11 protein-coding genes are annotated in these 12,607 nt (G+C 67.2%); 6 read left to right on the top strand and 5 right to left on the bottom strand.

What is annotated here, in order from left to right:
- Nucleotides 1-55 precede the first annotated feature (55 nt).
- Complete coding sequence (locus AB0J62_RS01080) at nucleotides 56-676, bottom strand: bifunctional 4-hydroxy-2-oxoglutarate aldolase/2-dehydro-3-deoxy-phosphogluconate aldolase (RefSeq protein ID WP_363862672.1); 621 nt, start codon at nucleotides 674-676, stop codon at nucleotides 56-58.
- Nucleotides 677-803: 127 nt separating this feature from the next.
- Between AB0J62_RS01080 and AB0J62_RS01075 the strand changes: the two genes are divergently transcribed.
- The gene (locus tag AB0J62_RS01075) at nucleotides 804-2,594 is read left to right on the top strand and encodes a sialidase family protein (protein WP_363862669.1); all 1,791 of its coding nucleotides are present in this window, start codon (nucleotides 804-806) and stop codon (nucleotides 2,592-2,594) included.
- A gap of 2 nt (nucleotides 2,595-2,596) precedes the next feature.
- Here the strand turns inward: AB0J62_RS01075 and AB0J62_RS01070 are convergent, their stop codons facing one another.
- Genes AB0J62_RS01070 through AB0J62_RS01060 form a run of 3 tightly spaced genes read right to left on the bottom strand, consistent with a single transcriptional unit; the run spans nucleotide 2,597 to nucleotide 5,264 of the window.
- Nucleotides 2,597-3,403: a hypothetical protein gene (locus AB0J62_RS01070; protein WP_363862666.1), complete on the bottom strand. Its 807-nt coding sequence runs from the start codon at nucleotides 3,401-3,403 to the stop codon at nucleotides 2,597-2,599.
- Nucleotides 3,397-4,542 (bottom strand): galactonate dehydratase, encoded by a 1,146-nt coding sequence (dgoD, locus tag AB0J62_RS01065; RefSeq protein ID WP_363862663.1) that lies wholly within the window; start codon nucleotides 4,540-4,542, stop codon nucleotides 3,397-3,399. The genes AB0J62_RS01070 and dgoD overlap by 7 nt, the downstream gene beginning before the upstream one ends.
- A complete protein-coding gene (locus tag AB0J62_RS01060; RefSeq protein WP_363862660.1) occupies nucleotides 4,539-5,264 on the bottom strand; it encodes an FCD domain-containing protein in 726 nt (241 codons plus the stop codon). The genes dgoD and AB0J62_RS01060 overlap by 4 nt, the downstream gene beginning before the upstream one ends.
- A gap of 113 nt (nucleotides 5,265-5,377) precedes the next feature.
- On the opposite strand from AB0J62_RS01060, the gene AB0J62_RS01055 reads away from it, so the two are divergent.
- Complete coding sequence (locus AB0J62_RS01055) at nucleotides 5,378-6,583, top strand: transposase (RefSeq protein WP_363862657.1); 1,206 nt, start codon at nucleotides 5,378-5,380, stop codon at nucleotides 6,581-6,583.
- A 37-nt stretch (nucleotides 6,584-6,620) separates the two neighbouring features.
- Here the strand turns inward: AB0J62_RS01055 and AB0J62_RS01050 are convergent, their stop codons facing one another.
- Nucleotides 6,621-7,343, bottom strand: a complete 723-nt coding sequence (locus AB0J62_RS01050; RefSeq protein ID WP_363862654.1) for an SDR family NAD(P)-dependent oxidoreductase — start codon at nucleotides 7,341-7,343, stop codon at nucleotides 6,621-6,623.
- A gap of 217 nt (nucleotides 7,344-7,560) precedes the next feature.
- Between AB0J62_RS01050 and AB0J62_RS01045 the strand changes: the two genes are divergently transcribed.
- Genes AB0J62_RS01045 through AB0J62_RS01030 form a run of 4 tightly spaced genes read left to right on the top strand, consistent with a single transcriptional unit; the run spans nucleotide 7,561 to nucleotide 12,576 of the window.
- The gene (locus AB0J62_RS01045) at nucleotides 7,561-8,853 is read left to right on the top strand and encodes a substrate-binding domain-containing protein (protein WP_363862651.1); all 1,293 of its coding nucleotides are present in this window, start codon (nucleotides 7,561-7,563) and stop codon (nucleotides 8,851-8,853) included.
- Nucleotides 8,850-9,794 (top strand): sugar ABC transporter permease, encoded by a 945-nt coding sequence (locus AB0J62_RS01040; RefSeq protein ID WP_363862648.1) that lies wholly within the window; start codon nucleotides 8,850-8,852, stop codon nucleotides 9,792-9,794. Before AB0J62_RS01045 ends, AB0J62_RS01040 begins: the two co-directional genes overlap by 4 nt.
- Nucleotides 9,791-10,606, top strand: coding sequence for a carbohydrate ABC transporter permease (locus tag AB0J62_RS01035; protein WP_242000190.1), 816 nt, complete (start codon nucleotides 9,791-9,793; stop codon nucleotides 10,604-10,606). Before AB0J62_RS01040 ends, AB0J62_RS01035 begins: the two co-directional genes overlap by 4 nt.
- Complete coding sequence (locus AB0J62_RS01030) at nucleotides 10,603-12,576, top strand: alpha-galactosidase (RefSeq protein ID WP_363862644.1); 1,974 nt, start codon at nucleotides 10,603-10,605, stop codon at nucleotides 12,574-12,576. Before AB0J62_RS01035 ends, AB0J62_RS01030 begins: the two co-directional genes overlap by 4 nt.
- Nucleotides 12,577-12,607: the final 31 nt, after the last annotated feature.

Genomic DNA, 12,607 nt, shown 5'->3' with positions numbered 1-12,607 from the left:
CCGCCCCGACTGTGCCATACCAAACCGTATGGTCTGCTGTCCGGGCGCGCGGTGATCAGACGTCGAGTTGGGTGCGGAACGTGCTGGCGCGGATCGCGAGCTCGGCCAGCGAACCGCCGTTTCCCGCGTCGCCCAGCAGCGGCGAGCCGACACCGACGGCGAGTGCCCCGGCGGACAGATACTTCGGCGCGGACTGGGCGTCGACCCCACCGACAGCGATGAGCGGCGCGTCGGGGAGCGGGGCGAGCAGCTCGCTGAAGTACCCGGGGCCGTGGAGCTTCGCCGGGAAGATCTTCACCGCGGTCGCGCCGAGGTCCAGCGCGGCGACGACCTCGGTCGGAGTGAGCGCGCCGCACAGCAGCGGCAGACCGAGCTCAACCGCGCGATGAGCGCCACGCGTGATCGCCGGAGTGACGACGAAGCCGGCGCGAGCCGCGGCGACCTCGTCGGCCTGGGCCGCGGTCACGACTGTGCCGGCGCCGATCAGGATGTGCGGGTCGTACTGCGAACGCGCCTTCGCGATCGCCTCCACGCCGCCGGGCGTGGTGAGCGAGATCTCGAGCGTGGTGACACCGGCCTCGACGAGCGTCTCGACGCAGGCGAGCGCAGTATCCGCCCCATCGGCGCGGATGATCGCGAGCAGCTTCCGGGTGCGGAGTTCGGCAAGCAGGTCCATGGTCTCCAACTTAGGTGATGGCTTCAGGGATAGGACGTCCTATGAGCTCTAGCCCAGGCGCCAGATCTGTGGCTAAATTACCAAGTGAACAACCGCCCCGTTGTTTACTTTCAGGAGGCATCCGCCCATGCCCAAGCTCAAACCCGTGCTGTTGGCGCTGGCCCTGGTCGCGCTCAGCATCCCGACAACTCCGGCGCAGGCCGCCATCACCCAGACCGTGCTGTTCAACAAAGGGGACGCCGGTTACGGCTGCTACCGCATCCCCGCGATCGTGAAGACCAAGGCGGGCACGCTGCTCGCGTTCGCCGAGGCCCGGCGTGCATGGTGCGCCGACTCCCAGGAGATCGACCTGGTACTGCGCCGCTCCGAGGACGACGGCCGCACCTGGCCGGCGACCCAGACCGTACTGTCCGGCACCGACTCTGACCCCGCGGCGGTCGCCACCCGCGGCAACCCGGCCCCGATCGTGGACTACGAGACCGGCCGGATCGTGCTGCTGTCCACGATGGACCCCGGTACGACGAGCCGCCCGCGGACGCCGTACGTCCAGTTCAGTGATGACGACGGGAAGACGTGGAGCAAGGCCAAGAACATCGGCGACCAGATCGACGACCCGGCCTGGGGCTGGTACGCGACCGGTCCGGTGCACGGCATCCAGCTCACCCGCGGCGCCCACGCCGGCCGGCTGGTCGCAGGCACGAACTACGACAACGGCGCGGGTCAGAACGCCGGCCAGCTCGTCTACAGCGACGACCACGGCGAGACCTGGCACAAGAGCGCGACGGATCTCCGGTCGGACGCGACGCCGCAGGAGATCAGCGTGGTCGAGAAGGTCGACGGCGGCGTGTACGCCGGCGCTCGCAACAACGCCGGTACGTCGGGAGCGAGCCGGATGGCCGCGGTCAGCAACGACGGTGGGCAGACGTTCGCGGCGCCGTTCGCGACGATCTCCGGGCTGACAACGCCTGTGGTGCAAGGATCGTTGCAGCGTCTCCGCGCGACCGATCAGGGCGACAAGTACAACCGGATCCTGTTCGCGGCCCCGGCGGATCCCGATCGCCGACGGTATATGACGATCCGCTCCAGCTTCGACGAGGGAAAGACCTGGCAGACCGTTGCTCAGGGCACCCGAATTACCAGCGACTGGTCCGGGTACTCCGACATGGCGATCCTCGACACCGGCGAGATCGGCCTGCTGTACGAAGGCGGTACGGTCGACGCGCGTGACCAGATCCGCTTCGCCCGCTTCACCGAGAACGACATCGGTCACCCGGACGCACCGCTCGGCGCCACCACACCCGACGTCAGCGGCCTGCACAACGACAGCTACCTGCGCGGCGGACCCACCGCAACCACGGGCAAGTTCGGCCAGGCCAAAGACTTCGACGGCGTAGACGATGCGCTCCAGCTCCCGTACGCCGAGTCGCTCGCGGTCGGCGCGGGCGATTTCACCGCGATGGCCTGGATCAAGTACGGCGCGAGCACCACGCCGCAGGCGATCTTCTGGGGCTACAACATCAACGAGTTCTCGCAATTCTGGCTCCGGGCCGAACCCGCGGACGGGCGCATCCGCGGTCTGATCACGACCGGCGGCAACACCGCGGCCGTGCAGACGACGAAGGCCTACAACGACAACGCCTGGCACCACGTCGCGTTGCAACGCAAGGCCGGCACACTCTCGATCTGGGTCGACGGCGCCCAGGCCGCGAGTGTCACCGCACCGAGCGGCTCGGTCAGTCCCGGCCGCCCGTTCAAGATGTACGTCGGTCAGCGGCTCGACGGCGCCCATCATTTCGACGGCTCGCTCGACGAGGTTCGCCTCTACAAACGCGCGCTGACCGCGACGGAGATCAACAGCATCCGCACCACCAACAGCACGACGGTGCCGAACGTCGTACTCGATCTGCCGCTCGGGTGACATCACACCGGCCTGGCGGACAGCGTGAGCCGCCAGGCCAGCTCACCACTTGCCGGCACGACCACGGCGTCGTCAGGCCCCGCCTCCGCGAGGTCGAAGACCCGGCCGAGCATCGGCTCCACTCCGAGGCTCCGGTACGGCGCATCGGCCGGGAAGCCACCCTGGTTCCGCCACAACGCAGTAGAGACTGGTTGCCCCGGGCAACTCAACGTCATCGTCAGCTCGGCGCCGCGATCCCGCACCGAAACCGTTGGACAGTCCACCAGAACCGCGCCGACCGCAGTCCCGTCGGAGTCGCCGAAGGCCGCCAGATCCAACGGAGTCGGCCACACGGCTGTGACCCACCGTGCATCATCCGGCCAGGCCCACGGCAGCAGAGCAGCGGCCTCGGGGTACAGCCTGCATTGAGTCCCAGGCGGTGGCGAGATGACGGCCCCTGCAGCACAGTCGAGCAACGCGTGGGCGGCCCAGATGAACCGATAGCCCGGGACTGCTTCGAGGTGGTAGTCGACGGTGAGCGTGTCAGTCCCGGGGGTGAAGGCCCGGGTCAGCACCGCGCCGTCGTACTCGACGGATCCGTCCCACGACTGGTTCCACAGGGCGCCATGGTCAGGCGTGCCGCGGACCGTGGGGAAGCATTCGTCGAGGCCGCCGGCGTCGATGAAGGTGGCCAGGCCGGCCCGCGATCCGGTCACCAGGCCGGGCCCGGGCCAGAGCCACTCCCGCCCGGCCAGCTGTAGGGACGTCCAACGACCGCCGTCGGTCGGGTCGACGGTCACGAGCCGGTCGGCGGCGTACTCGGTCACCATTCGGCGAACGAGCCGTCTTCGTGGGTCCACACCGGGTTGCGCCACGAGTGACCGATCTTGTCGGCTGCGCGCACGGCGTCCTCGTCGACCGTGATCCCCAAGCCGGGCAGGGGATTCCACTCCGCGTGCCCATTGACCCAGGTGAACGGCGCCGGATCCACGACGTACGACGTGAGGTCGCTCGACAGGTTGTAGTGGATACCGCGGCTCTGCTCCTGGATCAGGAAGTTCGGTGTCGCGAACGACACCTGTAACGAAGCCGCCAGCGAGATCGGCCCGAGCGGACAATGCGGCGCGAGCATCGCTCCGTGCGCATCCGCGAGTACGGCGATCCGTCGCAACTCGGAGATCCCACCCGCATGGGACACGTCCGGCTGTACGACGGCGACGCCCGCGTTCAACGGGGCCATGAACTCGGCCCGGTGGTACAGCCGTTCTCCTAGCGCGACCGGAATGGTCGAGGCCTCCACCACCGAGGACAGATGTGCCATCTGCTCGGGCAGCACGGGCTCCTCGACGAACATCGGCTGCAGACCCTCGACCGCGTGCAGGATCCGCCGCGCGCCGGCAACGCCGACGCGCCCGTGCAGATCGATGGCGACGTCGCGAGAATCGCCGAGCACCTCACGCGCCGCGGCGAGCCGGTTGACGATGTCGTTGACCTCGGCAACCGATGGCGACGTCTGGATCTGACCGCTGGCATTCATCTTCACGGCTGTCATACCGGCCGCGACCTGCTCCGCGACGGCGTCGCCGATCGAGGCCGGCTCGTCCCCGCCGACCCACGCATACACGCGGACCCGATCACGGACTCGTCCCCCGAGCAGTGCCGCGACGGGAGCGCCATACACCTTCCCGGCGATGTCCCACAAAGCGTGGTCGAGGCCGGCGACCGCGCTGCTGAGCACCGGCCCGCCGCGATAGAACCCGCCTTTGGTCAACACCTGCCAGTGCCGCTCGATCTGCAGCGGGTCCTGGCCGATCAGGTACTCCGCGAGTACGTCGATCGCGGCCCGCACAACTTCCGCGCGGCCCTCGACGACCGGCTCGCCCCAGCCGACGACGCCGTCGCTGGTCTCGACCCGGCAGAACAACCAGCGCGGCGGGACGAGGAACGTCTCGATCTTTTCGATCTTCACCGGCGCCGCCGACGAGTCGATCCACGTACTTCGGTGAGGTCCTCGGCAGCCTTCGCCAGCAGTTCCCGCATCGCGAGCTCGGCGCCCTCGGGGTCGTGCGCGCGGATCGCGTCCACGACGAGCCGGTGGCTCGGGATCGGATCGTCCGACGGCTTCACCGTGTGCACCAGCCGGTCGCGGTCGGCGAGCCCGGTCTCCATGATCACTTCCATCTTCGTCAGCAGTTCGTTGCCGGTTGCCGCCAGCAACGCCCGGTGGAACGCGAGGTCCGCGGCCGCCGCGGCGAGGTTGTCGTCCGCCGACTCCATCCCCGCGAGTGCCTCGTCGAGGGCCGCAAGATCAGAGTCGTCCGACCGCAGCGCGGCCAGCCGGGCCGCGGCCGGCTCGACGATCCCGCGGACCTCGTGCAGCTCCTCGAGCAACTCGGGCCGGGAGTCGGCGTCCTTGAAGTGCCAGCGGATCATGTCCGCGTCGAGCAGGTTCCAGTCCGACCGCGGCCGGACGAACGTGCCGCGCTTCTGCCTGGCGTCGACCAGGCCCTTCGCGGTCAGCACCTTCAACGCCTCACGGACCGCGGTCAGGCTGACGCCGAGGTCGGACTGCAGCTCGGTCACGTTGATGGTCGCGCCCTCCGGGATCTGCCCGGACAGGATGCGGTCGGCCATCACCTCCACGATCTGCCCGTGCAGCCCGCGCGACACCCCGCGCTGAATCCCCGTCACCTTGCTCTCCCTGCCATCAGATTTGTCCCGGGGTGATCCCGTCGTCCAGCTCCGGAAAGGAACTGAGACTCCCTCTCCTCAGGTTCTGAAGAATGTCGGTTGCTGTTGATTGGATGGACACCGTGTCCCGATTCCGGATGTATCCGACGCCAACGCAGGAGGCTGCGCTGGTGGATCATTGCGCGCACGCGCGGTACGTCTGGAACCTCGCGCTCGAGCAGTGGGCGATGTGGAACCGCGACAGAGGCCCGACGCCTGGGTACGGCGACCAGGCTCGCCAGCTGACCGAGGCGCGGGCGACGTTCGACTGGTTGCGATCCGGGTCGCAGACCGTGCAGCAGCAGGCGTTGCGGGACTTCGATCAGGCAGTCAGGAACTTCTATGCAGGGACGCATCGCCGGCCGACCTGGCGTAAGGCCGGGCTGAATGAGGGCTTCCGTATCGTCGGTGGCCAGGCATCTCGACTCGTCCGATCGGGTCGGAAATGGGCACGCGCGCTCGTGCCCAAAGTCGGCTGGGTCCGGTTCCGGCTGTCCCGCCCGTTGCCGGAGTCGAAGTCGTACCGGATCACTCGCGACCGCGCAGGCCGCTGGCATCTGGCACTCACCGTCGTCCCCGACCCGATCCCCGCACCCGGTAATGGCAGGGTCGTCGGCGTGGACCGCGGTGTCGCGGTCTCGGCGGCGCTGTCCACTGGTGCGCTCCTGCTGTGCCCGGGGCTGTCGGAACGCGAACAGCAACGACTCAAACGCCTGCAACAGACTCTCGCCCGCAGTTGTCGCGGCTCCAACCGGCGTCTGCGGGTCAAGGCTGCGATCGCCAAGCTGCATGCCCGTGCGGCGGACCGCCGCAAGGACTGGGTCGAGAAGACGAGCACCGACTTGGCCCGACGGTTCGACGTCATTCGCGTCGAAGATCTGCATGTCGCTCAGATGGCCAGGCGTCCCAAACCAAGACTCGACGTGGAACGTCCAAGCCGGTACCTGCCGAACGGTCGTGCGGCCAAGGCCGGACTGAATCGCGGGATCCTGGCAAATAGCTGGGGCGTGCTCGTGGAGCGTCTCGAAGACAAGGCGCAGGGTCGGGTCGAAAAGGTAAGTGCGGTGTGTACGTCGCAGACCTGTAGCGTCTGCGGGCATTGCGCACGGGAGAATCGCGAGAGCCAAGCGGACTTCCGATGTCAGGCCTGCGGATTCCAGGGAAACGCGGACGTCAATGCAGCGATCAACATCGCGGCCGGGCGGGCCGTCAGAGCGCGCCGAGAGACGCCCGTACGGGTCTCGTCGAAGCGTGAACCTCAACACGCTACCTCCGCGTAGTAGTTGGAATCCTCGTCTGCTGAAGGCGAGGAGGACGTCAAGCCGAGTCCTTCACCGCGGACCATCCGCCGTCGACCACCAGGCTGGCCGCCGTCACGAACGACGCCTCGGACGACAGCAGGAACGCCACCGCCTGAGCTACCTCGTCCGGCTGGCCGAGCCGCCCGAGTGCAGTCGCCTGCGCACTGCGCTCGCGCCCTTCTGTATCGACGCGGTCCCACATCGCCGTCACGACCGGTCCCGGAAGCACGGTGTTCACCCGGATCGAGCGACCGTATTCGACGGCCAGCTGACGTCCGAGCGAGATCAGTGCGCCCTTCGTCGCGGCGTACGCCGGATGACCGGGCAGGCCCGCGATCGCGTGCACCGACGAGACCAGTACGACGGAGCCGGCGTTCGCCACGAGGTCGTCGTACAGCGTCCGGAAACCGAGGAAGGCCGCGGTGAGATTGACGTCGAGTTGGCGTTGCCAGGACGCCGGCGACAGCTCGTGGGCCGGCTTCACGTCGACGACGACCGCGTTGCTGACCAGGCCGTCGATCGGGCCGAGCTCGTCGCGGCCGCGGGACCGGACCTCGGCCCAGGTGTCCGGCGACGCGACGTCGCCGACCACGCTGACGGCCTTGCCCGGCAGCTCCTTGCACGGGTGGATGTCCACCTGCACGACCTGCGCACCCTCGGTCAGCGCCCGTTCGACGCAGGCCGCGCCGATCCCCGACGCGGCCCCGGTCACCGCGATCACCCGCCCAGCCAGCCGCACCCGCGCCTCCTCACGTCACCCCTACCCAAGCACGCAGGCAGGCCCGTTCCAACGATGAACGAGCCATCAGTTGACCGTGACGCCGCTGTCCCGTCAAGCGATTTGCTCGTAATTTACGAATTAATATTGACACTCGGGACGGCTCGCCGCAAGATCGTCGGCAACAAGGACCACGTACTCGACTGGCATCACCGTCGAGCAGAACTCAGGAGTGGGCATGACGGGTCTGGCAGTACCGGCATCGGATCGGCGGACTTTCCTCAAGGGACTCGGACTGCTCGGGGCAGCGACCCTGGTACCGGGGTGCGCGACATCGACGAAGAGTCCGGGCAGTAGCAGCGGGGCGAGCGGTGAGCTGTCGCTGCAGTCCAACCTCTCCAGCGAGCAGGCCAAGGCCGCGATGGAGAAGCTCGTTGCCGCGTACAACAAAACCGGCGGGTCGCAGGTCAAGCTGAACACGGTCGCCGCGGAGATCTTCCGGACCCAGCTGCCGACGTACCTGACGTCGGCGAACCCGCCGGACGTCTACACCTGGTACGCCGGGTCGGTCGCGGACTCGTACGCGAAGAAGGACCTGCTGCTCGACGTGACCAGCGTCTGGGACAGCATGGGCAACTACTCGAAGGCGATGCAGTCGCTGTCGACGAGCAGCGCGGGGCAGAAGATCTTCGTGCCGACCAGCTACTACTGGTGGGGCATGTTCTACCGGAAGTCGAACTTCGCCAAGTGGGGCGTGACGCCGCCGAAGACCTGGGCCGAGTTCGTTGCCGTGTGCAAGACGATCCAGAGCAAGGGCATCCCGCCGATCGGGATCGGGCTCGGTGACACGCCGTGGGTCGCGTCGGCGTGGTTCGACTACCTGAACATCCGGATCAACGGCGCGCCGTTCCACCGCAAGCTGCTGGCCGGCGAGGGCGACTTCACCGATCCGAAGGTGAAGGCGGTCTTCACCAAGTGGCGCGAGGTGCTGCCGTACTTCGACCCGAAGGGCAAGTCGTTCCCGTTCCAGGAGGCGACGTCGGCGCTGCTCGCGGGCAAGACCGGCATGTTCCTGATCGGGACGTTCTTCGCGGACTCTGCTCCCAAGGACGCGCTGGACGACATCGACTTCTTCCAGTTCCCGATCATCGATCCCGCCGTACCGGTTGCCGAGGAGGCGCCGACCGACGGGTACTTCGCCTCGAAGAAGGTGAAGGATCCGGAGGGTACGAAGAAGTTCCTCGCCTGGCTGGCGACGCCGGAGGCGCAGAACATCTACGTGCAGAGCTCCTCCGGTACGGCGATTCCGGCGAACCCGGACGGGAAGTCGGCCGACACCGCGCTGGTGAAGAAGGGTAAGGCGATGATCGAGGGCGCCGCGGAGATCACGCAGTTCTTCAACCGCGACTCGAGCGATGCACTGCAGCCCACCGCCGACGCCGCCCTCACCAAGTTCCTCGACAAGCCCGACCAGATCGACAAGATCCTCGCCGACTGGCAAGCCGCAGCCCAGAAGGTCTTCAAGGCGTGACCGCTACAGCTGTGGAACCACGGAGCCGGACCGGAAACGGTCCGGCGGCCGGATCGCGTCGTACCAAGCGGTCAGGTCCGCGACGGGTGTCGCCGTTGATCCTGGCGTTCGTGCTGGTGCCGTTCCTGATCGAAGCGGTGTGGGTGTTCTGGCCCGCGTTGCAGGGGTTCTGGTTGGCGTTGACGAGTTGGGACGGGTTGTCGGCTCCGCGGTTCGTTGGATTCGGCAACTTCTCCGACATGGTCTCGGACCCGATCTTCCGGACCGCGTTGAAGAACACCGCGATCTGGCTGGTGTTGTTCGGTGGTTTGAGTGTGATCGGCGGCTTCGGGATGGCGTTGCTGCTGCAGCGCGAGCGCCGTGGGGTCGGGATCTATCGGGCCGCGCTGTTCACCCCGGTCGTGTTCTCGCTGGTTGTCACCGCGCTGATCTGGCGCGTGTTCTACCAGCCGGATGGACTTGTCGACACGGTGTTCCGAACCGTTGGCCTGGGCAACTTCGTCCGCCCGTGGCTCGCCGACCCCGACACCGCGCTGTACGCCGTGATCGTGCCGGCGCTCTGGCGACAGATCGGGTACGTGATGGTCTTGTACCTGGCCGGCCTGAAAGCGGTCGATCCCGCGCTGTACGAAGCGGCGAAGGTCGACGGCGCATCCGCCTGGCAGCGCACGCGGTACGTGACGATCCCGCAGCTCAAGGGCGTGAACTCCGTCGTCCTGTCGGTGATCGTGATCGACTCGCTGCGATCCTTCGACATCGTCTGGTCGATGACGAGGGGCGGGCCGTACCACTCGTCCGAGCTGCTCAGCACGTACATGTACTCGACCGCGTTCCAGTCCACGCAGCTCGGCTACGCGTCGGCGCTCGCTGTGGTGATCTTCCTGCTCGCCCTGGCCGTGATCCTCGGCTACCTGATCCGCGCCTTCCGGGAGGAATCGTGATTCGCCGTACGGGTTACCACGTGGCGATGTCGATCGTGTCGTTCCTGTGGGTCGCGCCGATCCTGTGGGTGATCGTGATCTCGTTCCGCAGCTTCGACGACGTCGCGGCGAACGGGCTGGGATCGCTGCCCCATTCGTTCACGTTTTCGACGTACAAGTCGGCGTGGGAGGACGCGGATGAGTTCCGGGCGCTGATCAACAGTCTGCTCGTGACGATCCCGGCGGTGCTGCTCAGCCTCGGGCTGGCGTCGATCGCGGCGTACGGGCTGGCGCGTTACTCGATCCCGTTCCGGCGGACGATCCTGTTGCTGATGTTGATGGGCAACCTGTTGCCGCCGCAGATCCTGCTGATCCCGATCTCCCGGTTCGTGGAGTTGATCGGGTACTACGACACGCTGATCGCGCTGATCGCCGTCCATGTCGGGTTCGGGCTCGGGTTCTACACGTTCGTGCTGCACGGGTTCATGCGGGACCTGCCGCGCGAGATCCAGGAGGCGGCGACGATCGACGGCGCCGGACCGGGGCGCATCTACTCGAGTGTGATTCTGCCGTTGACGCGGCCGGCGCTGGCCGCGCTCGGTGCGCTGTCGTTCACGTGGATCTTCAACGATCTGCTGTGGTCGATCACCGTGATCCGGTCCGGCGAGAAGATGCCGGTCACGCCGGCGCTGCTCGGCCTGCAGGGCCTGTTCGTGTCGTCGTGGAACGTGATCGCCGCCGGCACTGTGATCGCGGCCGTGCCGACGGTGGCAGTGTTCCTTCGGTTCCAGAAGCACTTCGTGGGCGGGCTGGCGATCGGAGCCGTGAAGTGAGGACGTGGACGCTCCGCGGTACGACGACGTCGTACGTCGTCGGCGTCCCCTCGCATGGTCAGTGGGCGCAGCTGGTTGCCTGGGGCCCGCATGAGGGTCTGGCACCCGTCGAGATCGTCGGCACAGAACACTTCGTCCCCAGAGCGGATGTCGAGCCGCTGGAGTACGCCGTCCGCGGGGTCAGGTACACGGCGCCGGTGGACCTGGTCGTTTCCGCTCCTTGGGGAACGGACGAGTTCCGTCCTGTCTTCGTTGAGGCTCGTGAGGACGACGGGTTGGAGCTGGAGTTCGTCGACACCATCCGGCTCGTCCTGCACTACCGGATGGTGGGCGATGTGCTGGAGCGGTGGGTCACTGTGCAGAACGACGGCGCCGACGAGCTGACGTTGCATCGGCACGACTCGGCCGGGTTCGTGGTGCCCGGCGGGAACACGATCAAGTACCTGTGGGGCGAGTGGAACAGCGAGTTCCAGCAGGCTTCGGTGACGTTGCCGCGGGGCCGGTTCACGATCGGGAGTGCGCAGGGGATCACCGGGCACTCGTACTCGCCCTTCCTCGCGACCGAGAGCGATGTGGCGTACGGCGTACAGCTTGCATGGTCCGGGTCGTGGGAGATGTCGGCGGACGTCGACACCACCGGACTGCTTCGAATCCAGGCGGGGCGCGTGTCGTCGAGCCAGGGGATCGCGCTCGCGCCGGGGGAGACGTGGGAGTCGCCGAAGGCTGTCGGGGCCTGTAGCGCTGAAGGCGCCGACGGACTCGCGCGCGCTTTCCACGACTATGAGCGTGCGGCGTCGCGGAAGCGGCTGCCGCACGTGTTGTACAACTCGTGGTTCGCGACCGAGTTCGACATCCGGGCGGAGCATCAGCTCGAGCTGGCGCGGCGCGCCGCGAGTATCGGCGTCGAGACGTTCGTGGTGGACGACGGATGGTTCGTCGGGCGGTCGGACGACACAGGTGGGCTCGGTGACTGGGAGGTCGACCCGCAGAAGTTCCCCTCCGGACTGGACGGTTTCATCACCCGACTGGGCGGACTGGGTCTCGATTTCGGTTTGTGGATCGAGCCGGAGTCGGTCAGTCCGAAGGCACAGCTGGCCCAGGACCATCCCGAATGGATCTTGCGGACGGATCGCTTGGAGCCGGTGCTGGTGCGGAACCAGTTGCTGCTCGATCTGAGCCGGGACGATGTCCGCGAGTTCATCTGGAGCACGCTGGACCGGCTGCTGTCGACGTACGACATCAAGTACCTGAAGTGGGACGCGAATCGGCCACGGCTGGACTCCGGGGACCAACGCCGCGATCTGGACGGCCGGGTGGTGGCGAATCTCTACGCGATTCTGGATCGGCTGAGGGACCGGCACCCGTCGGTGTACGTCGAGGGGTGCGCTGGTGGTGGGGCTCGGGTCGATCTGGGGATGGCCTCGCGCGTCGACACCTTGTGGCCGAGTGACAACACGGCTCCGCTGGATCGGCGCAGGATTCAGGAGGGATTCCGGACCGGGTTCGCGCCGCACCTGATGAGTTCGTGGGTGACAGATGCCATCGGCACCCATGACGGCCGCGAGCGGTCCCTCGACTTCCGGTTCCATGTCGCGATGGCCGGCGTACTCGGGATCGGCGCTGACTTGTCCCGGTGGACCGACGAGCAGTTGAAGACGGCAACTCGTCATATCGAGCAGTACAAGGGCTTTCGAGAGTTGATTGCCGATAGCAAGATCTATGGACTGGCGGCCGGCGTGCAGTACGTCGGCACCGAGCGGTCCGTGGTGTTCCTGTGGGAGACCGGTGACGGCAACGTGCGTGGCACGCTGCCGACCCGGCCGCGGCGGGTGCCGCTGGCCGGGCTGGATCCGGCGAAGAACTACCGGGTGGGATCGGAGACTCACCCGGGCAGCTATCTGCTGCAGGTCGGGGTCGCGTTCGACGGCCCGGCCGACTCGCAGTGCCTGATCGTCGAGGCACTCGACTGACCCGTTCCGCTCAACGACAGTGCTTTCTCTT

This window comes from Kribbella sp. NPDC049584 (assembly GCF_040675555.1).
Lineage (GTDB): Bacteria > Actinomycetota > Actinomycetes > Propionibacteriales > Kribbellaceae > Kribbella.
The sequence above is the reverse complement of the archived record's forward strand: the minus strand, read 5'-3'. Positions and strand labels throughout refer to the sequence as shown.

Coding starts and splice junctions, on each gene's coding strand:
- AB0J62_RS01080 (WP_363862672.1), bottom strand. CDS start 676: ATGGACCTGCTTGCCGAACTCCGCACCCGGAAGCTGCTCGCGATCATC.
- AB0J62_RS01045 (WP_363862651.1), top strand. CDS start 7,561: ATGACGGGTCTGGCAGTACCGGCATCGGATCGGCGGACTTTCCTCAAG.
- AB0J62_RS01075 (WP_363862669.1), top strand. CDS start 804: ATGCCCAAGCTCAAACCCGTGCTGTTGGCGCTGGCCCTGGTCGCGCTC.
- AB0J62_RS01055 (WP_363862657.1), top strand. CDS start 5,378: ATGGACACCGTGTCCCGATTCCGGATGTATCCGACGCCAACGCAGGAG.
- AB0J62_RS01070 (WP_363862666.1), bottom strand. CDS start 3,403: ATGGTGACCGAGTACGCCGCCGACCGGCTCGTGACCGTCGACCCGACC.